This window comes from Cupriavidus sp. UME77, assembly GCF_014170355.1.
GTDB lineage: Bacteria > Pseudomonadota > Gammaproteobacteria > Burkholderiales > Burkholderiaceae > Cupriavidus > Cupriavidus basilensis.
In genome coordinates, this window is sequence record NZ_LZZU01000086.1 from 180,261 (window position 1) to 201,058 (window position 20,798).

Annotated in this window: 15 protein-coding genes and 1 pseudogene; 10 read left to right on the forward strand and 6 right to left on the reverse strand. The window is 66.5% G+C overall.

The features are described from left to right. Positions 1-29: 29 nt before the first annotated feature. The 4 genes and pseudogenes from A9975_RS32505 (at position 30) to A9975_RS32520 (ending at position 4,581) form a co-directional block, all read left to right on the forward strand. On the forward strand, positions 30-824 hold the full coding sequence (locus tag A9975_RS32505; RefSeq protein WP_370565954.1) for a lytic transglycosylase domain-containing protein: 795 nt from the start codon (positions 30-32) through the stop codon (positions 822-824). A gap of 92 nt (positions 825-916) precedes the next feature. Further along, complete coding sequence (gene parC / locus A9975_RS32510) at positions 917-3,268, forward strand: DNA topoisomerase IV subunit A (protein WP_150990753.1); 2,352 nt, start codon at positions 917-919, stop codon at positions 3,266-3,268. A 102-nt stretch (positions 3,269-3,370) separates the two neighbouring features. Next, positions 3,371-3,943 (forward strand): annotated as a pseudogene (locus A9975_RS32515) (chromate transporter); the annotation flags it as partial. A 107-nt stretch (positions 3,944-4,050) separates the two neighbouring features. Then, a complete protein-coding gene (locus A9975_RS32520) occupies positions 4,051-4,581 on the forward strand; it encodes a chromate transporter (protein ID WP_183036321.1) in 531 nt (176 codons plus the stop codon). A 1,073-nt stretch (positions 4,582-5,654) separates the two neighbouring features. Here the strand turns inward: A9975_RS32520 and A9975_RS32525 are convergent. Further along, complete coding sequence (locus A9975_RS32525; protein WP_183036322.1) at positions 5,655-7,487, reverse strand: ABC transporter ATP-binding protein; 1,833 nt, start codon at positions 7,485-7,487, stop codon at positions 5,655-5,657. A gap of 362 nt (positions 7,488-7,849) precedes the next feature. Between A9975_RS32525 and hutU the strand changes: the two genes are divergently transcribed. From hutU to hutG, 5 genes are all read left to right on the forward strand, one after another. Further along, a complete protein-coding gene (hutU, locus tag A9975_RS32530) occupies positions 7,850-9,535 on the forward strand; it encodes a urocanate hydratase (protein ID WP_183036323.1) in 1,686 nt (561 codons plus the stop codon). 8 nt (positions 9,536-9,543) lie between these two features. Then, complete coding sequence (gene hutH, locus A9975_RS32535) at positions 9,544-11,070, forward strand: histidine ammonia-lyase (protein ID WP_183036459.1); 1,527 nt, start codon at positions 9,544-9,546, stop codon at positions 11,068-11,070. A 92-nt stretch (positions 11,071-11,162) separates the two neighbouring features. Further along, positions 11,163-12,563 (forward strand): amino acid permease, encoded by a 1,401-nt coding sequence (locus A9975_RS32540; RefSeq protein WP_183036324.1) that lies wholly within the window; start codon positions 11,163-11,165, stop codon positions 12,561-12,563. Between the two features lie 185 nt (positions 12,564-12,748). Then, complete coding sequence (locus A9975_RS32545; RefSeq protein WP_183036325.1) at positions 12,749-14,056, forward strand: MFS transporter; 1,308 nt, start codon at positions 12,749-12,751, stop codon at positions 14,054-14,056. Next, a complete protein-coding gene (gene hutG / locus A9975_RS32550; RefSeq protein WP_183036326.1) occupies positions 14,053-15,009 on the forward strand; it encodes a formimidoylglutamase in 957 nt (318 codons plus the stop codon). The genes A9975_RS32545 and hutG overlap by 4 nt, the downstream gene beginning before the upstream one ends. 88 nt (positions 15,010-15,097) lie before the next feature. Here the strand turns inward: hutG and A9975_RS32555 are convergent, their stop codons facing one another. After that, on the reverse strand, positions 15,098-16,774 hold the full coding sequence (locus A9975_RS32555; protein ID WP_183036327.1) for an L-lactate permease: 1,677 nt from the start codon (positions 16,772-16,774) through the stop codon (positions 15,098-15,100). A 386-nt stretch (positions 16,775-17,160) separates the two neighbouring features. Between A9975_RS32555 and A9975_RS32560 the strand changes: the two genes are divergently transcribed. After that, positions 17,161-17,814 (forward strand): LysE family translocator, encoded by a 654-nt coding sequence (locus tag A9975_RS32560; RefSeq protein ID WP_183036328.1) that lies wholly within the window; start codon positions 17,161-17,163, stop codon positions 17,812-17,814. A 45-nt stretch (positions 17,815-17,859) separates the two neighbouring features. Here the strand turns inward: A9975_RS32560 and A9975_RS32565 are convergent, their stop codons facing one another. From A9975_RS32565 to A9975_RS32580, 4 genes are all read right to left on the reverse strand, one after another. Beyond that, positions 17,860-18,504, reverse strand: coding sequence for a glutathione S-transferase (locus tag A9975_RS32565; protein ID WP_183036329.1), 645 nt, complete (start codon positions 18,502-18,504; stop codon positions 17,860-17,862). A gap of 156 nt (positions 18,505-18,660) precedes the next feature. After that, positions 18,661-19,848 (reverse strand): PLP-dependent aminotransferase family protein, encoded by a 1,188-nt coding sequence (locus tag A9975_RS32570; RefSeq protein WP_183036330.1) that lies wholly within the window; start codon positions 19,846-19,848, stop codon positions 18,661-18,663. Positions 19,849-19,887: 39 nt separating this feature from the next. Continuing rightward, complete coding sequence (locus tag A9975_RS32575) at positions 19,888-20,217, reverse strand: DHCW motif cupin fold protein (RefSeq protein ID WP_043348099.1); 330 nt, start codon at positions 20,215-20,217, stop codon at positions 19,888-19,890. A gap of 118 nt (positions 20,218-20,335) precedes the next feature. Next, positions 20,336-20,794, reverse strand: coding sequence for a RidA family protein (locus A9975_RS32580; protein ID WP_035873879.1), 459 nt, complete (start codon positions 20,792-20,794; stop codon positions 20,336-20,338). Positions 20,795-20,798: the final 4 nt, after the last annotated feature.

The window sequence follows — 20,798 nt, forward strand, 5'->3', positions numbered from 1 at the left end:
TCGATACCCGCATGACGCAAGGAGTCCCGATGGCTAAGACCAGACCTGGCAGCACCCGCGCGCGGCAATGGATTGCCGCCGGCATGCTGCTGGCCGGCTTGGCCGGCCTGGGCTTCATGCCAGCGGCCCACGCTGCGTTGTATGGCTATATCGACGACGACGGCGTGGCGCATTTCTCGGACGAGAAACTGGACGAGCGCTACACGCTGTTCATGAAGAACGGCGGCGAGCTCAAGAACCCGCTGCCGTACCGTGCCGGAGCCGGAGCCGGCAGCCAGATCGACCTGGAGACGCACAAGCTTTACCGCTATGTCGTCAACCATCCCAATATCGCCACGGTCGAGCCCATGATCCGCCAGATCGCGGCGGCGCAGAATGTCGACCCGGCGCTGGTCAAGGCAGTCATGGCGGTAGAGTCCGGCTTCAACGCAGGCGCGGTCTCGCCCAAGGGCGCGATCGGGCTGATGCAGGTGATTCCCGACACCGGCGCGCGCTTTGGCGTGAGCGCCGATGCCCGGCGCACGGTCGAGCAGAAACTGGCTGACCCGCGCACCAATATCTCGGCCGGCGTGCGCTACCTGCGCTGGCTGATGGAGCTGTTCCCCAACGACCTCGAGCTGGTGCTGGCCGCGTACAACGCGGGCGAGGGCGCGGTGCAGCGCTACAACAACAAGATTCCGCCTTTCCCCGAGACCCAGCAGTATGTCAGCACGGTGCTGCAGTTCTATCGCTTCTACCGGCCGGGCGGCGCGCCCGCGGGGTTGGGCGGGGCGGGAGTCAATCGCGTCAAGATGGTAATCGGCGGCCGCCGCAACATGCCCTGATCCCATCCCGAACCATACGACGAACCGCATAACGAACAACATGCAACCGGCGCACCGGCCAACGATGCGGTGCGCCGTCTTCTTGCCAATCCATGGAACAACAAGACATTCCGCTTGACCCAGGTTCGCCCGACAACGGAGCGGACTCGCTGACCCTGGCGCACTATGCCGAGCGCGCCTATCTCGACTACGCCATCAGCGTGGTCAAAGGCCGCGCGCTGCCGGAAGTGGCCGATGGCCAGAAGCCGGTGCAGCGCCGCATCCTGTACGCCATGCACGAGATGGGGCTGCGCTCCGACGCCAAGCCGGTGAAGTCGGCGCGCGTGGTGGGCGATGTGCTGGGTAAATTCCACCCGCACGGCGACCAGTCCGCCTATGACGCGCTGGTGCGCCTGGCGCAGGACTTCTCGCTGCGCTACCCGCTGATCGACGGCCAGGGCAACTTCGGCTCGCGCGACGGCGACGGCGCGGCGGCCATGCGTTACACCGAAGCCCGGCTCACGCCGATCGCGCGCCTGCTGCTCGACGAGATCGATCAGGGCACGGTGGACTTCATCCCCAACTACGACGGCTCGATGGAAGAGCCCCGGCTGATGCCGGCGCGCCTGCCCTTCGTGCTGCTCAACGGCGCATCGGGCATTGCCGTGGGCATGGCTACCGAGGTGCCGCCGCACAACCTGCGCGAAGTGGCGGCAGCCACCGTGGCGATGATCCGCAACCCCAACATCACGCTGGCCGAGCTGCTGGCGCTGATGCCGGGTCCGGACTATCCGGGCGGCGGCCAGATTATTTCGCCAGCGGCCGACATTGCGCAGATCTACGAGAACGGCCGCGGCAGCCTGAAGGTGCGCGCGCGCTGGATCATCGAGGAAATGGCGCGCGGCCAGTGGCAACTGGTGGTGACCGAGCTGCCGCCGAGCACCTCGTCGCAAAAGGTGCTCGAAGAGATCGAGGAAATCACCAACCCGAAGGTCCGCGCGGGCAAGAAGTCGCTGACGCCCGAGCAGTTGCAGCTCAAGCAAGGCATGCTGGCGGTGCTCGACGCGGTGCGCGACGAATCCGGCAAGAACGCGCCGGTGCGGCTGGTGTTCGAGCCCAAGAGCAAGAACATCGAGCAGCAGGAGTTCATCCAGACGCTGCTGGCGCACACCAGCCTGGAGTCCGGCGCCTCGATCAACCTGGTGATGATCGGCACCGATGGCCGCCCGCGCCAGAAGGGCCTGGCCGACATCCTGCGCGAGTGGATCGCCTTCCGCTTTGCTACCGTCACCCGCCGCACGCGCCATCGCCTGGGCAAGGTCGAAGACCGCATCCACATCCTCGAAGGCCGGATGCTGGTGCTGCTCAATATCGACGAGGTGATCCGCATCATCCGCGAGAGCGATGAGCCCAAGCCGGCGCTGATGCAGGCCTTCGGCCTGTCGGACCGCCAGGCCGAGGACATCCTGGAAATCCGCCTGCGCCAGCTGGCCAGGCTGGAAGCGCTGCGCATCGAGCAGGAGTTGAAGAGCCTGCGCGACGAGCAGGCCGAGCTGGATGTGCTGCTCAAGTCCGAGACCATGATGCGCCGGCGCATCATCAAGGAGATCGAGACCGACGCCAAGCAATACAGCCCGGAAGACAAGGATCCGCGCCGCACGCTGATCCAGGAAGAGCGCCGCGCCAACGCCGAGGTGCGCGTGGTCGACGAGCCCGTCACCGTGGTGGTCTCCCAGAAGGGCTGGGTGCGCACGCGCCAGGGACACGGCCATGACGCGCAGCAGTTCACCTTCAAGGCGGGCGATACGCTCTATGGCACCTTCGAGTGCCGCAGCGTGGACGTGATGCTGGTGTTCGGCACCAATGGCCGCGCCTACACGGTGCCGGTGGCCGGCTTGCCGGGCGGGCGCGGCGATGGCGTGCCAGTGACCACGCTGATCGAGCTGCAGCCCGGCAGCCAGATCGCCCACACCTTTGCCGGCAGCGTCGACCAGCGCCTGCTGATCGCCACGCGCGGCGGCAATGGCTTCCAGACCAAGGTCGGCGACATGGTCAGCCGGCAGAAGGGCGGCCGCGCCTACCTGACGCTGGACGAGGGCGACGCGCCGCTGTTGCCCGCGCCGATCGGCGAGGAGGCCACGCACGTGGCCTGCCTGTCGGCCAACGGCCGCATGCTGCTGGTTGCGCTCGACGAGATCAAGTCGCTCTCGGCCGGTGGCCGCGGCGTGATACTGATGGAGCTGGAACCCAAGGAGACGCTGCAGCAGGCGATTGCCGTGGGCGCCCCTGGGCTGGTGGTGTCCGGTGCCGGACGTGGCGGCAAGCCGAGCTCGCAGAAGCTCTACGGCCAGCTGCTGCTGCCTTATGTGGGCAAGCGCGCCCGCAAGGGCCGCGCGCTGGATCTCAAGCTCAAGGAGCCTAGCATCGAGCCGGTACGGATCGTGCCGCCGGCGAGCGGCAACTAAGCCGCGTCCACCCGAACTGGCCCTGCGCGACAATGCGCGGGGCCTTTTTCTTTCCCGGCATGCCGGACCGCCCCGGCGGCCATGCCTCTCCCGTTACAAGCGATGCCAGTTACTCCCTCTCCCACCGGCGACGATCCGATGGTAGCGCTAGCACCCCCACCTACGCCGCGGCGCCTGTTTATCGAATTCGCCCGCATGGGGCTGTCCGGCTTCGGCGGCGTGCTGCCGTTCGTGCGGCGTGCCGTGGTCGACCGCAACCGCTGGCTGGGCGACCGCGAATTTGTCGAACTGCTCAGCCTCGGGCAGGTGCTGCCCGGCCCCAACGTGATCAACCTCGCCCTGATGCTGGGCTTGCGCTTTGCCGGACTGCGCGGCGCGCTGGCGGCCTTTGCGGGGCTGGTGATGGTGCCGATGGTGGGCGTGCTGGCGCTGATGCTGCTGTACGAGCACTACCGTGACGTGGCGGCGGTGCAGCGCATGCTCACGGGCATGACGGCGGTGTCGGCGGGCCTGGTGCTGTCGACCGGCTTCAAGCTGGCGCAGAGCCAGCCGCGCACCGTGCGCGGGTTGATGATCGGCGGCGCGGCGTTTGTCGGCATCGGGCTGTTGCGCTGGCCGCTGGTGCCGGTGATGGCGGTGCTGGTGCCGATGGGGCTGGTGCTGGAGTGGCGCAGCGAGCAGCTTGCGCGGCGCGCACAGGCGCTGGCTGCTATCGAGGTGTCGTCCATGCCGCCCGTGCCACCCGTGCCACCCGTGCCACCTGTACCCGGGGAGCCGCGGCAATGAGCTCACCGAACGTGCTTTCCAGCCTGCTCACGCATTTCCTGATGCTGTCGTTCCTTGCCATCGGCGGGGCCAGCACCACGATTCCCGACATGCATCGCTTCCTGGTGGAGTCGAACGCCTGGATGAGCGACGCGCAGTTCTCCGCCATGTATGCCATCTCACAGGCCGCGCCCGGGCCGAACATCCTGTTCGTTGCCTTGTTCGGCTGGCAGGTGGCCGGCCTGGCCGGCGCCATCGTCGGCATGATCGGCATCTGCGGGCCATCCAGCGTGATCGCGCTCGGCTTCGAGTATTTCGCCGGCCGCTCGCCGCAGGCGCGGTGGCCCGGCCTGATCCGGCGCGGCCTTGCCACGCTGACCATCGGGCTGCTGTTTTCCACCGGCTGGATCCTTGCCGCGAGCGTGGATCACCGCTGGACCGCCGTGGCGGTGACCGTGGTCACCATCGTGCTGATGCTCAAGACGAAGGTGCATCCGCTGGTGCTGGTGGCGTTGGGGGCTGGGGCGGGGGTGATGGGGTTGGTTTGAGGATACGGTTGTTGGCTGTTTTTTTACGGCGTTGGTTTTTGGACCCAAGAGCCGTACGACATCTCCCTTGCGGGGTTGGTTGCTGTTTCTTTGATCGGTGTTGGTTTTTGTACCCAAGGGCCATACGACATCCCCCTGCGGGGGCTGCCGGTCACTTTTCTTTGACCGGCAAAGAAAACTAACGAAAAGAAAGCCGCCCTGCCGGGAGCAGAGCAATAAGGCTGTTTTTGCCTCTATGGTTGCGTCGTACGGCCCGGAGTGCTGGCTAGCGAATCCTACCGGCCCCAAGGACATCATTTTTGCATGACCCATGGGTTACGTCGTGCAGCCCCTGACCTCGCTTGCGGTGACCATTCACACATCTGCCGTTCGCGGGGCGAAGTGCTGCGCCGTTTCGGGTGTGGCTGGTTTCGTGGTTTTGTCTCGGAGGACGAGCGCGGTGATGTCCGAACGTGTGTGTGAGCGCGGCCCTCGCGCACGGGCCACGGTGCCCACCACGAAACCAGGGGAGTTGAGAGTAAGGCACCGCTCGCGCCGGTACGGCAGGGCATCAAATAGCCGGGCGCCCGCCGCCAGAGACAAAACCACGAAACCACCAAGGCAGGCAGGATCGCGGCGCTGCGCACCGCGAACGGCAGATGCCCGAACGCGCACCGAGCAAAGCGATCAGGGGCACCACCCCGTGACCATTGGGTCATGCCGTAGCGATGACCTCCAAGCCGGTTGGACACGCCAGCCAACACTCCGGGCCGTACGACGCAACCACCGCCCCACATAAGCCTTATTGCTCTGCTCCCGGCAGGGCGGCTTTCTTTTCGTTAGTTTTCTTTGCCGGTCAAAGAAAAGTGACCGGCAGCCCCCGCAGGGGGATGTCGTATGGCCCTTGGGTGCAAAAGCCAACGCCGCACAAAGAGACAGCGACTAACCCCGCAAGGGCGATGTCGTATGGCTTTTGGGTCCAAAAACCAACGCCGCTCAAAGAAACAGCGACCAACCCCGCAAGGGCAATGCCGTACGGCACCTTGGGTGCAAAAACCAACGCCATATCAATCAACACCCCCCACATCAAACCTCTACTCCACCCCCACAAACCCCCCAGTCTGATGCGCCCACAACCGCGCATACAGCCCCCCACGCGCCAGCAACTCCGCATGCGTGCCGCTCTCGGCGATCCGCCCGTCCTCCAGCACCACCAGCCGGTCCATGCGCGCGATGGTGGACAGGCGGTGCGCGATGGCGATCACCGTCTTGCCTTGCATCAGCGTCTCCAGGTTTTCCTGGATGGCGGCTTCCACTTCGGAGTCCAGCGCCGAGGTGGCTTCGTCCAGGATCAGGATCGGTGCGTTCTTCAGCAGCACCCGTGCCACGGCAATGCGCTGGCGCTGGCCGCCTGACAGCTTCACGCCACGCTCGCCTACCTGCGCATCCAGCCCCGTTGCCCCATGCGCATCGCGCAGGCGTGGAATGAACTCGCCGGCATGGGCGTCGTTGGCCGCGGTGAGCAGTTCGGCCTCGCTGGCGCCGGGGCGGCCGTAGCGCAGGTTGTCACGGATCGAGCGGTGCAGCAGCGACGTATCCTGCGTCACCATGCCGATCTGCGCGCGCAGGCTTTCCTGCGTGACGCTGGCGATGTCCTGGCCGTCGATCAGGATGCGTCCTTGCTCCACGTCGTACAGCCGCAGCAGCAGGTTGACCAGCGTCGACTTGCCGGCGCCGGAGGGGCCGACCAGGCCGATCTTCTCGCCCGGGCGCACCACCAGGTCGATGTTCTCGATCACGCCCGAGCCCTTGCCGTAGTGAAAGCCCACGCCTTCGAAGCGCACCTCGCCGCGCGTGACGCGCAGCGCTTGCGCGTTGTCGCGGTCGCCGACCGTGCGCGGCACGGCGATGGTCTGCAGGCCATCCTGCACCTGGCCGATGTTCTCGAAGATGCCGCTGATCACCCACATGATCCAGCCCGACATGCTGACGATGCGGATCACCAGCCCGCTCGACAGCGCAATCGCACCAACGCTGACATGGCCCTGGCTCCATAGCCACAGCGCCAGTCCCGTGGTACCGGCGATCAGCAGGCCATTGAGGGAGGTCACAGTGAAGTCCATGGCGCTGACCATGCGCCCGGACAGGCGTGCCTTGTCGGTCAGGTCGGCCATGGCTTCGCGCGCGTAGTCCTCTTCATGGCGCGTGTGGGCGAACAGCTTGAGCGTGGTGATGTTGGTATAGCCGTCGACGATGCGTCCCATCAGCCGCGAGCGCGCGCCGGTGGCGGCAACCGAGCGCGCCTTCACGCGTGGCGTGAAGTACAGCATGGCGGCCACGTAGCAAGCGATCCACGCCACGAGGGGAATCATCAGGCGCCAGTCGGCTTGCGCGAACAGGTAGAGGGAGCTGGCCGCGTAGATCAACACATGCCAGATGGCATCCACGGCCTGCACCGCTGAATCGCGCAGCGAGAAGCCGGTCTGCATGATGCGCTGCGCGATGCGCCCGGCAAAGTCGTTCTGGAAAAACGACAGGCTCTGCTTGAGGACGTAGCGGTGGTTCTGCCAGCGCACCAGGTTGCCCAGGCTAGGGTTGATGACCTGGTGCACGAGGATGTCGTGCAGGCCGTTGAAGAACGGACGCAGCAGCAGCGCCACCACCGCCATCCACACCAGCTCGACACGGTGGCGCGCGAAGAAATCGGCGGGCGGCGTTGCTTGCGCCAGGTCGACCAGGCGGCCGAGAAAGCCGAACAGCGAGACTTCGATCAGCGCGCCAGCCAGCCCCACGCCCAGCAGCAGCGCGAAGACCGGCCACACTTCCCGCAGGAAATAGGCGTAGAAGCGCCAGATCTGGCTGGGCGGCTGGGTGTCGGGGAGGGCGCGGAACGGGTCGATCAGCCGTTCCAGGAAACGCATCAGCATGGGAGTCCAGGGGGGTTGCGCGGCGATCGCCTTGTCCGGGTCGCAGGCGTGCTCGCGAGGGCCGTATCGATGCCATGGGCATGCGGCGGATCAGGAACATCATACCGCGCTTGCGCATCGCCGATGTCCGTACCCGCGGGCGGGTCGTCCCCGTCGCGGTGCCTGGGTGCGTGCTCCGGAACGGCGAGCACTTTACGTCGCTCCCATCATTTTAGTAATCATAGGTGCACTTTCTTGCCCATGCATGCGGCTTGTCTCCGGGAATACCCCAATTTATCCTAGCTTGTCTATACAACACTATACATACCTAGCATGGCTGAACAGACCGGTTCGAGCCGGCCTTACTGACCCAGGGAGTTCCCGTGAGCAACACCGACCGCTTTCGCGATGTAGAGATCCGCGCCCCGCGCGGCAACCAACTGAACGCCAAGAGCTGGCAGACCGAAGCGCCGCTGCGCATGTTGATGAACAACCTCGACCCGGAAGTGGCGGAGAACCCTAAGGAGCTGGTGGTGTACGGCGGCATCGGCCGCGCCGCGCGCAACTGGGCGTGCTACGACAAGATCGTCGAGACGCTCAAGACGCTGAACGACGACGAGACCCTGCTGGTGCAGTCCGGCAAGCCGGTCGGCGTGTTCAAGACCCATAGCAACGCGCCGCGCGTGCTGATCGCCAATTCCAACCTGGTGCCGCACTGGGCCACCTGGGAACACTTCAACGAGCTCGACGCCAAGGGCCTGGCCATGTACGGCCAGATGACCGCCGGCAGCTGGATCTATATCGGCAGCCAGGGCATCGTGCAGGGCACCTACGAGACCTTCGTGGAAGCCGGGCGCCAGCACTACGACGGCAACCTCAAGGGCCGCTGGGTGCTGACCGCCGGGCTGGGCGGCATGGGCGGCGCGCAGCCGCTGGCCGCCACGCTGGCCGGCGCCTGCTCGCTGAACATCGAGTGCCAGCAGACCAGCATCGATTTCCGCCTGCGCACCCGCTATGTCGATGAACAGGCCACCGACCTCGATGACGCGCTGGCGCGCATCGCCAGGTACACCGCCGAAGGCCGCGCCGTTTCCATCGCGCTGTGCGCCAACGCCGCCGAAGTGCTGCCCGAACTGGTGCGCCGCGGCGTGCGCCCGGACATGGTCACCGACCAGACCAGCGCGCACGATCCGCTCAACGGTTACCTCCCGGCGGGTTGGACCTGGGGCCAGTACCGCGACCGCGCGCAGACCGAGCCGGCTCGTGTGGTCAAGGCCGCCAAGCAATCGATGGCGCTGCATGTGCAGGCCATGCTGGACTTCCAGAAGATGGGCGTGCCCACGTTCGACTACGGCAACAATATCCGCCAGATGGCCAAGGAAGAGGGTGTGGCGAATGCCTTCGATTTTCCTGGCTTCGTGCCCGCCTACATCCGCCCGCTGTTCTGCCGCGGTGTCGGCCCGTTCCGCTGGGCCGCGCTGTCCGGCGATCCGCAGGACATCTACAAGACCGACGCCAAGGTCAAGGAGCTGATCCCCGACGATGCGCACCTGCACCGCTGGCTGGACATGGCGCGCGAGCGCATCAGCTTCCAGGGCCTGCCGGCGCGTATCTGCTGGGTTGGCCTTGGCCTGCGCGCCAAGCTTGGCCTGGCGTTCAACGAGATGGTGCGCAGTGGCGAGTTGTCGGCACCGGTGGTGATCGGCCGCGACCACCTCGACTCCGGCTCGGTCGCCAGCCCCAACCGTGAAACGGAAAGCATGCAGGACGGCTCCGACGCCGTGTCCGACTGGCCGCTGCTCAATGCGCTGCTCAATACCGCCAGCGGCGCGACCTGGGTCTCGCTGCATCACGGCGGCGGCGTGGGCATGGGCTTCTCGCAGCATTCGGGCGTGGTGATCGTGTGCGACGGCACCGACGAAGCGGCCGCGCGTATTGCCCGCGTGCTGCACAACGATCCCGCTACCGGCGTGATGCGCCATGCGGATGCCGGCTACGACATCGCCATCGACTGTGCACGCGAGCAGGGCCTGAACCTGCCGATGCTCAACAGCAAGAAGGAAGCCTGAACGTGAACGTGCTGAACCTCAAACCTGGTCAACTGACCCTGGCGCAGCTGCGCCAGGCCTATCTGCAGCCGCTGCGCGTGAGCCTGGATGCCGGGGCTGCCGAGGCCATCGCCGCCAGCGTGGCCTGCGTCGAGAACATCGTTGCGCAAGGCCGGACCGCCTATGGCATCAATACCGGCTTCGGCTTGCTGGCGCAGACTCGCATCGCCCGCGAGGATCTGGAGAACCTGCAGCGCTCGCTGGTGCTGTCGCATGCTGCCGGTGTGGGCGAGCCGCTCGACGACGCCATGGTCCGCCTGATCATGCTGCTAAAGATCAATAGCCTGGCGCGCGGCTTTTCCGGCATCCGCCGCAAGGTGATCGATGCGCTGATCGCCCTGGTCAATGCCGAGGTCTATCCGCATATCCCGCTCAAGGGCTCGGTGGGCGCCTCTGGCGACCTGGCGCCGCTGGCGCATATGTCACTGGTGCTGCTGGGCGAAAGCCGTGCCCGGTACCAGGGCGAATGGCTGCCGGCGCGCCAGGCGCTGGCCCGTGCCGGCCTGGAGCCGCTGACCCTGGCCGCCAAGGAAGGCCTGGCCCTGCTCAACGGCACCCAGGTATCCACCGCTTACGCGCTGCGCGGCCTGTTCGAGGCCGAGGATCTGTTTGCCGCGGCCATGGTCTGCGGCAGCCTCAGCGTCGAGGCCATGCTCGGCTCGCGCGCGCCCTTCGACGCGCGCATTCATGCGGTGCGCGGCCAGCGTGGCCAGATCGACGCGGCCGCCACCTATCGCGGCCTGCTGACCGATACCAGCGAGCTGGCGCGTTCGCATGCGCAGTGCGACAAGGTGCAGGATCCCTATTCGCTGCGCTGCCAGCCGCAGGTGATGGGTGCCTGCCTGACGCAACTGCGTCAGGCAGCCGAGGTCCTGGAAGTGGAGGCCAACGCGGTCTCGGACAACCCCTTGGTGTTTGCCGCCGAAGGCGATGTGATCTCAGGCGGCAATTTCCACGCCGAACCGGTGGCGATGGCCGCCGACAACCTGGCGCTGGCCATCGCCGAAATCGGCTCGCTGTCGGAGCGCCGCATCTCGCTGATGATGGACCGGCACATGTCGCAGCTGCCGCCTTTCCTGGTAGCGAACGGCGGCGTCAACTCGGGCTTCATGATCGCCCAGGTCACCGCCGCGGCGCTGGCCAGCGATAACAAGGCACTGGCCCATCCGCACAGCGTCGACAGCCTGCCGACCTCGGCCAACCAGGAAGACCACGTATCGATGGCGCCGAATGCCGGCAAGCGCCTGTGGGCGATGGCCGAAAACGTGCGCGGCATCCTTGCCGTGGAGTGGCTGGGCGCCTGCCAGGGCCTGGACTTCCGCGAAGGCCTGAAGAGCTCGCCCAAGCTCGAACAAGCACGCAGCCTGCTGCGCGCCGAAGTGCCCTACTACGAGAAGGATCGCTTCTTCGCGCCGGATATCGAGACGGCGAGCCGGTTGCTGGCGGCCGGCACCCTGAACGCGCTGCTGCCGGCGCGGTTGCTGCCCAGCCTCTGAGGCTTGGGGCATGACGCCCGGGGGTGGGACGCCTGCCACGCAGCACCCCGCGCCCCGGGCGCGATAAAAAATAAAGATTCGGAGACAAATCAATGCAAGAGCAGTCGCAAGGCCTGCAGCGTGGCCTCAGCGCGCGTCATATCCGCTTCATGGCGCTCGGATCGGCCATCGGCACAGGGCTCTTTTACGGTTCGGCCTCGGCCATCCAGGCCGCCGGACCGGCGGTGCTGCTGGCCTACGTGATCGGCGGCGCCGCAGTCTATATGGTGATGCGCGCGCTGGGCGAGATGGCGGTGCGCAATCCGGTGGCGGGTTCGTTCGGCCAGTACGCCAGCACCGGCCTGGGACCGCTGGCGGGCTTCCTGCTTGGCTGGACCTATGCTTTCGAGATGATCGTCGTTTGCCTGGCGGACGTGACTGCCTTCGGTATTTACATGGGCTTCTGGTTCCCGGACGTGCCGCGCTGGATCTGGGTGCTTGGCATCGTGTTCCTGATCGGCGGGCTCAACCTGCTCAGCGTCAAGGTATTCGGTGAGCTGGAGTTCTGGCTTTCGCTGCTGAAGGTCGGCGCCATCGTCGCGATGATCGGCGGCGGCGTTGCCATCATGCTGTTCGGCTTCGGCATGGCCGACGGCGGCGTTGCCACCGGCATCCACAACCTCTGGGCGCACGGCGGCTTCATGCCCAACGGCATTGCTGGCGTGATCGCCTCGTTTGCCGTGGTGATGTTCGCCTTTGGCGGCATCGAGATCATCGGCATCACGGCCGGCGAGGCGCGCGACCCGGAGCGCGTGATTCCGCGTGCGATCAACGCGGTGCCCCTGCGTATCCTGCTGTTCTATGTGCTGACGCTGGCAGTGCTGATGTCTCTTTATCCTTGGCACCGCATCGGCAGCGAGGGCAGCCCCTTTGTGCAGATCTTCAGCCGGCTGGGCATTGGCTCGGCCGCGGCGTTGCTCAATGTCGTGGTCATCTCTGCCGCGGTATCCGCCATCAATAGCGACATCTTTGGCGCTGGCCGCATGCTCTACGGCATGGCGGTGCAACGGCAGGCGCCACGCATCTTCGCCAGCGTATCGCGCAAGGGCGTGCCCTGGATGACGGTGGTGGTGATGGCTTTCGCGCTGCTGGCCGGCGTGGTGCTCAACTACGTGATGCCCGAGGACGTGTTCACGCTGATCGCCTCCATCGCCACCTTTGCCACGGTCTGGGTGTGGCTGATGATCTTGCTGTCGCAGGTCGCCCTGCGCAGGCGCATGAGCCGCGCCGAGGTGGCGGCGCTGAAGTTCCCCGTGCCGTTCTGGCCGGTAGCGCCGCTCGCGGCCATCGCCTTCATGCTGTTCATCTTCGGCGTGCTTGGCTGGTTCCCGCAGACCCGCGCAGCGCTGCTGGTGGGCGCGGTGTGGCTGATGCTGCTGGTGGTGGCGTGGTGGTGCTGGGGACGGCCGCGCGGCCAGGAGGGTGCGCCTGCTTCCTCCTTTGCGGCGGACTGATACATGCGCGGGCCCTGCCTCGGCAGGGGCCGCGTTGCCTGGCATCCGTCTAGCCGGATGCCAGGGTAGCGGGCAGCGCACGCCAGCCACGCGCGCTGCCGTAGTGGCGCGACGAACACCCTGTCTGGGTTGCGCTCACCGCCCGCGTGCGGGCGGCCAGGATTATTTTGCTTCGGAGTTACTTCATGTCCATTGACAACACCATTGCCGGCATCGCGGCCCCACATGCCGCCACGGCCCAGCCGCTGTCCAGGTTCAAGTCCATCGCTGCCATTACTATCGGCAATGGCCTGGAGTTCTACGACTTCGTGGTCTACAGCTTCTTCGCCACGCTGATCGGCCGGCTGTATTTCCCGGTTTCCGATCCCACCGGGCAGTTGCTGTTGTCTTTCGCCACCTTCGGCGTTGGCTTCCTGATGCGCCCGCTGGGCGGCCTGCTGATCGGCATGTATGCCGACCGTGTCGGGCGCAAGCCGGCGGTGGCGCTGACGCTCTGGCTGATGGGCCTGAGCTCGGTGATCTTCGTGGTGACGCCGACGTATGCGCAGATCGGCATGTTCGCGCCGATCATGATCCTGCTCGCGCGCCTGGTGCAAGGCTTTGCCATCGGCGGGGAGATGGGGGCCTCCACGGCACTGCTGCTGGAGTATGCCGACGACCGCTCGCGCGGCTTCTACACCAGCTGGCAGCCGTTCAGCCAGGGCCTGGCGGCGCTGTTCGGCGCTCTGGTTGGCTTGCTGCTCAGCAACGTGCTGGAGCAGCAGGCACTGGAGGCATGGGGCTGGCGCCTGGCCTTCGTGATCGGCATCCTGGTGATCCCGGTGGGCCTGGTGATTCGCCGCCGCCTGGAAGAGACGGCGCCAGCTGCCGGCGAGTCGGAGCGCGGCTCCACGCTGCAACTGCTGCGTGAGCACGGGCGTGCGCTGGTGGCCAGCATCCTGCTGATGATCGGTGTGGCTTCGTCGACTTATATCGTGGTGTATTACCTGAGCAACTATGCCGTCAGCCAGCTGCATATGCCGCTGTCGCTGGGCATCTGGGCCGCTTGCGTGGCCGCTGCCGTGCAGGTCGTGCTGTCGCCGTTCGCGGGCTGGCTGAGCGACCGGGTGGGGCGGCGCCCGGTGGTGCTGTGGTCGCGCGTGGCCTTGCTGCTGATGATCTATCCCGCTTTCGTGCTGATCAACGCCGAGCCCGGCCTGACGCGCCTGCTGCTGGTGGTGGGCTGCCTTTCGGTGCCGATGTCGATGACTTCGCCTGCGTCGATGGTGCTGGTCAGCGAGGTGCTGCCGCAGCGCATGCGCGCCACCGGCCTGTCGATTGCCTACTGCGTGGCGATCGCCATCTTCGGTGGTTTCGCGCAGTTCTTCTCGACCGAGCTGATCCATCTCACCGCCAATCCCAACGCGCCCGCGTTCTACGTGATCGGCTGCGGTCTGGTCTCGCTGATCGGCCTGGCGATGGTGCCGGAAACCCTGGGTCGCCGCTTGTCATGAGCGGAAGGGATCCAACGGCCGCGGCGCCGGGCAGCATCTGGCACGGCCGCAGCGATGCGGGCGAGCTGGGCGACACGCGCCGGCTGTTCAATGTCGTGCGCGCGCAAGGCACCGAACGCGTGCCCGGCGCGCCCGTGCTGCTGGGCTTTTGCTGCGACGCCGGCGTGCTGCGCAACCAAGGCCGCGGCGGCGCGGCGGGTGGCCCGCGCGAGATCCGCCGCGCGCTGGCCGGCATCCCGGCCCATGGCCTGGAGGCGTTCCACGATGCGGGCGACGTCGTCTGCCACGATGGCGATCTCGAGACGGCGCAGCAAGCGTTGGCAACAGCGGTCGCAGCCGAACTGGCGCAGGGTGCATTCCCGCTGGTGCTCGGTGGTGGCCACGAGATCGCCTGGGGCACCTGGCAGGGGCTGCGCACGCATCTCGATGCGCGCGGCGACCACGGCCGCGTGCTGGTGATCAACCTCGATGCGCACTTCGACCTGCGCACCGGCCGTCCCGGCAGTTCGGGCACGCCCTTCGACCAGATCGCGCAGGCCTGCCATGAGCGCGGCGAGCGCTTCGAATACGCCTGCCTGGGCGTCAGCCGGCTCGGCAATACCGCCGCGCTGTTCGCGCATGCCAAGGCGCTCGGCGTGCACTACGTCGAGGACGTGCAGATGCAGGAACGGCACCTGGACGCGCGGCTTGCCGAGTTGCACGGGCTGATGGATGCGGTCGATCACGTCTACCTCACGATCGACCTCGACGTACTGCCGGCGGCAGTCATGCCGGCAGTCTCGGCGCCCGCCCCTTATGGCGTGCCGCTGCCCGTGGTCGAGGAGGTGGTGGCGCTGGTGCGAGCCAGCGGCAAGCTGCGCGTGGCGGACCTGGCGGAGTTCAATCCGCTCTATGACCGCGACACTTGCGGCGCTCGGGCTGCGGCGCGGCTGGCTTACCGGTTGATGACCTGAGGGCCGTGGTCATCGCCATTGCCATCGCTGTAAAGAAAACCCCCGCCTGCAAGGGGCGGGGGTTCTTCATGGCCGCTGGTTTGCCAGCTCAGTGAATCACCATCTGCGTGAACGGATGCACATACGCCTGCAGCGTAATGAACAGCCCCACCAGGATCGCCAGCGCGATCGAGTGGAAAAACACATAGCGCAGGATCTCACCTTCGTGTCCGTACCACTTGGTGGCGGTGGACGCCACCACGATGGACTGCGCATCGATCATCTTGCCCATCACGCCGCCCGAGCTGTTGGCCGAGGCCATCAGGATCGGCGATAGGCCCAGCTGCTCGGCCGTGGTTTTCTGCAGGCCGCCAAAGAGCACGTTGGAGGCGGTGTCGGACCCGGTCAGCGCTACGCCCAGCCAGCCCAGCATGGTGCCGAACAGCGGGTAGAGCACGCCCGTGTGGGCAAAGGCCAGGCCCAGCGTGGCATCCAGGCCCGAGTAACGGGTCAGGTAGCCCACGCCGAACATCGCACAGATGGTCAGCAGCGAATACTTCACCAGCTTGATGGTCTCCCAGTATTCCTTGACGAGGCGCGGCACGGAATAGCCCATCAGCAGGCCGCCGAGAATGCCGGAGACCAGGATGCCGGTGCCGGCCATCGACAACACGTTGAACGTGAAGACGGCGCCTTCGGCAGTGGCCTTCGGCACCACCGGCGGCACCTTGAACACGGCTTTGTCGAGGCCGGGGATGGGGAATTTCCATTGCCACAGGCCGTCCATCAGCTTCTTGAATTCCGGCACGCCCCAGACAAAGACGAACACGGTCAGGATCACCCAGGGCATCCAGGCCTTGACCACCGAGATGCCGGCGGAGGCGGCGCTGGCGCGGGCTTCGGCGGCTACCGCTTCAGGGTCGTCGACCTTGGAGTCGTCCTTGCGGCCGAGGATGCGCGTGGAGGTCCAGATTTCCTTGGGCTTCCAGACCTTCAGGAACAGCGTCAGGCAGCCCATCGACACCAGCGCGGCAATCACGTCCACCAACCAGGGGCCGTGGTAGTTCGACACCAGGAATTGCGGCACGGCAAAGGTGACGCCGGCCACCAGGATCGCCGGCCAGATCGCCAGCATGCCGCGCAAGCCGGCAAAGGCCCAGATCAGCCAGAACGGCACGAGCACCGAGAAGAAGGGCAGCTGCCGGCCGACCATGGCCGACAGATGCAGCAGGTCCAGGCCCGTCACCGCGGACAGGCCGATCAGCGGCGCGCCCAGCGCACCGAAGGCCACTGGCGCGGTATTGGCGATCAGCGCCAGGCCGGATGCCGCCAGTGGCGAGAAACCGAGGCCGATCAGGATGGCGCCTGTGACCGCCACCGGCGTGCCGAAGCCGGCGGCGCCTTCGAAGAAAGCGCCAAAGCTGAAGGCCACCAGCAGCAGTTGCAGGCGACGGTCTTCGGTGATGCCGGAGATTGAGTTCTGCAGCACCTTGAAGGAGCCGTTGATGGTGGTCAGCCGGTGCAGGAAGATGATGTTCAGCACGATCCAGCCGATCGGGAACAGGCCCGATGCGATGCCCAGGCCGGCAGCCTTGCCCGCCATCGCGGCGGGCATGCCGAACACCGCGGAGGCAATGACCACGCCGACCACCAGGGCCAGCCCCGCGGCCAGGTGGGCCTGCAGGTGAAAGAAGGCTAGCGCCGCCAGCAGTACGGCGACGGGAATCCCCGCTGCCAGCGTGGACAATGCCAGGCTGCCTAACGGGTCATAGACTTGAGTCCACACGATGAGTCCTCCTCTGGTTGGGGCGACAGGTTTCTTTTGTATTAGCCCAGGCTGCCGTATCGTCTTTTTGTCCGGGCGCGCATTGCCAACCTGCCCGCCGCGCGACCAGCAAACTTCGGATTTTAAGGATGGGTTCCTGCCGCGCTACCCTAAATCCGGTCACCGCCATCGTGAGCGGGATTCATGGATCAGGGTTTGCCTGGGGGCAGGTTGGCGCACTCGCTGCCTGATTGGCAGAGTACTCCAAACCACTCGATACGCAAATGTATGCTGGCCAGGCCCGTGGTGGCAGAATGTGCCGGTCGTCCTTTTGCGCCTTGGCGCTGCCGATAGGCTGACCGGCCCGGCATGAAAGGCGGCGTTCCTGTTTCCGAAGGCGCATTGCCATGCTGCACATCCTACCCGGCGGTCACGTGCTTGCCGCTTTCCTGCTGTCCAGCCTGTTGCTTGCGGTGACGCCGGGGCCGGCGGTGATCTACATCGTCGCGCGCACGCTGTCGCTAGGCCGGCTTGCCGGCCTGGCTTCGGTGACGGCCGTGGTCTTGGGCAACCTGGTCAATGTGCTGGCGGCCGCGCTGGGGCTGGCGGCGCTGTTCGCGGTGTCGTCGCTGGCCTTTGCCGTGATGAAGTACGCCGGCGCGGCCTACCTGGTCTACCTGGGGGTGCGGGCGCTGCGCGCGCGACCGGCCGCTGCTGCGCAGACGGACCCGGCTGCAGGCAGCGCCGGGCTGCGGCGGGTGTTTCGCGATGGCTTCGTGGTGGCCTTGTTCAACCCCAAGACCACATTGTTCTTCGCGGCCTTCCTGCCGCAGTTCATGGACCCGGCCATTGCGGCGCTGCCGCAGAGCGCGGCCCTGGGCGGCACCTTCGTCCTGATCGCCGCCACCACCGATTGCTGCTATGTGCTGGCCGCGGCGGCGTTGTTGCCCCTGCTCGCGCGCGCCAGGGGCGCGCAGGCCGTGGGCCGCTACCTGACGGGCGGCGCGCTGATCGGGCTGGGGGTGCTTGCGGCGGTGTCGGGCGGGCGCAACAGCAGGTAAATCAGCAGGTAAATCAGCGGGCAAATCGGCAAATAAGGGGGCGGCTCAGACCAGCGGCAGCGTCAGGATGGTGCGGGCGGCAGGCCGTGCGCGCATGGCCACTGCCCAGCGCTCAAGGTGCGGGCGGGGCTGGTGTGTGACAGGCAGGCCCAGCCAGCGGTGCGCGGCGCAGGCAACCGGGATGTCGGCCATGGTGAAGCGGTCGCCGCAGATGAATTCACGCTGCGCCAGGGCTTCGTCGAGCCGGGCCGCGAGCGGTTCGGTGCGTTCCAGGGAGCGGGCGATCAGGTCGGCGTCGCGCTGCTCGGCGGGCAGCCGCACCAAGTGGCGGAATGCGTCGACCATGGCCGGGCTGAAGGCGTTGGTCTGCCAGTCCATCCAGCGGTCGGCCAGCGCGCGCGCCTTGACGTTGCCGGGCCACAGGGTGTCCTCGCCGTCGTGCGCGCAAAGATAGCGCACGATGGCGTTGGATTCCCACAGCACAAAGGGCTCGCCGCCCACGTCGGTGCCGCGGAAATCCTCGATCACCGGGATGCTGCGGTCGGGGTTGAGCCGGACATAGGCCTCGGTGTCGAGGTCGCCCTCGCTGACGCCAATGTCGATGCGTTCGTGGTCCAGGTGCAGCTCGCGCGCGCACCAGACCACTTTTTGCACGTTGATCGATGAGAGTCGACCCCAGATACGCAGCACGAAAACCTTCTCCTCAAGGCGTGGGCCGCGCATGCGCAATGCCTGCGCGTTCGTGGCCCGGACTGACAGGCGATGGCCGTTATCTTGCCATGAAGCCCGCCAGCCCGGTATCAGCCGGCAGACGTCTGCGTGCCATGCGTGTCGTTCAAGCGACGCTCAGGCAGCCTTGGCTTGCGGCGCGTGCTTGGCGATGGCTTCGCGGAACAGCGTGCCGAGGATGGCCACGCCTTGCTCGATGCGCTCTGGCGCCACCGTGACAAAGGCCAGGCGCAGCGCATTGCGGCGCGGGTTGCTGGCGTAGAACGGCGCGCCTGGCACATAGGCCACATTGCGGTTGACCGCTTCCTGCAGGATCTCCATGCTGTCCAGGCCCTCGGGCAGCTCCATCCAGATGAACATGCCGCCTTCCGGCGCGTTCCAGGTCACGCCTTCGGGCATGTGGCGCGCAAGCGAATCCAGCATGGCCTGGCACTGCGCCGCGTAGAGCGTGCGGATGGTGGGGATGTGCGAGTCCAGCAGGCCATCGCGCACCACTTCATAGGCAAGGCGCTGGGTGAAGCTGGGCGTATGCAGGTCCGATGCCTGCTTGGCCTGGCAGAGCTTGAAGTGCAGGTCGGGCGGGGCGATCACAAAGCCCAGGCGCAGGCCGGGGGCCAGGATCTTGGAGAACGAGCCCATGTAGATCACGCCGTCGGGGTTCATCGACAGCAGGCTCGGCAGCTGGTCGCCGCAATAGCTCAGTTCGCCGTAGGGATCGTCCTCGACCAGCAGCACGCCGAGCTCGCGGGCGCGGGCCACCAGGGCCTGGCGGCGCTCCAGCGGCATGCGCCGTCCGGTGGGGTTCTGGAAGTTGGGCAGGGCGTAGAGGAAGCGCGCGCCTGCGGTCAGCTCGGGCGTGAGCGCTTCCGGCAGCAGGCTCTTGTCGTCGCCCGGCACCGAGACGAACTCGGGCTCGAACAGCGAAAAGGCCTGCAGCGCGCCGAGGTAGCTGGGCGTTTCCACCAGCACCGGGCTGCCCGGGTCGATCAACACCTTGGCGATCAGGTCCAGCGCCTGCTGCGAGCCGGTGGTGATCAGCACGCGCTCCACGTCCACGTGATGGCGCTTGGCGATGAATTCGCGCAGCGGCATGTAGCCTTCGGTGGCGGCGTACTGCAGGGCGGCTTGCGGGTTGTCGGCGAAGATCCGGGCCACCGCCTGTTCCATGGCCGCTACCGGGAAGGTGGCCGGCGACGGCAGGCCGCCCGCGAAGGAAATAACTTCCGGACGCTCGGTCACTTTCAGGATTTCGCGGATAGCCGAGCTGGTCAGCTGTTGCGCCCGGCGGGAAATGGCCCAGTTCATGATGTTCTCTTGGTGTGTGGGGAGTCGGGTTGGCTCGACTCAGTCAACAATAAAAAGCCGCGCCCCGGTCGGGGTGGACGAACGGTGCGGCTCGGCCTGGTCGGCGACCTGGTAGCTCGTGCCCGCGCGGAGCACGAAATGCCGGCCGTCTTCCAGCTCGGTATGCAACTCGCCTTCCAGCACAAAAAGGATGTGCCCTTTGGTGCACCAGTGATCGGCGAGGTACCCGGCAGAATACTCCACCATGCGAACGCGGATGTCGCCGAACTGGCGGGTGCGCCAGAGGGCTTCCCCGGTGTCGCCGGGGTGGCGGGTCGGGGTGATGTCAGACCAGTCGGTGGTGCCGAAAGGCAGGTTGTCGATGCGCATGGGTGGGAGGTGCCTTCAGCTGGTTGGGCGCAGGGCGGGGGGCGCCCCCGGTCCCTGGCCTGACTTCAATTCACTTGGTTCTGCCTTCTCGCGTCTCGCTGTCTCGCTTCTCGCCGGCTTACTTCACTTCGACGATCATCTCGATCTCGACGCAGGCGCCCAGCGGGATCTGCGCTACGCCAAAGGCGCTGCGCGCATGCTTGCCGGCTTCGCCGAAGACTTCAGCCAGCAACTCCGAGGCACCGTTGGTCACCAGGTGCTGCTCGGTGAAGTCTTCCGTGGAGTTGACCAGGCTCATCACTTTGACGATGCGGGTGACGCGGTCCAGGTCGCCGCCCAGGTGGGTGTTCAGCGTGGCCAGCAGGTCCACGGCGATGCCGCGCGCGGCAACCTTGCCGTCTTCGGTGCCCAGGTCCTTGCCCAGCTTGCCGACCCAGGGTTTGCCATCCTTGCGGGCAATGTGGCCCGAAAGGAACACGGTGTTGCCGGTTTGCGCGGCCATGACGTAGGCGGCGGCAGGTGCGCCAGCGGTCGGCAGTGCGATGCCGAGGCGGGCAAGGGTGTCGTGAACGGACATAGGG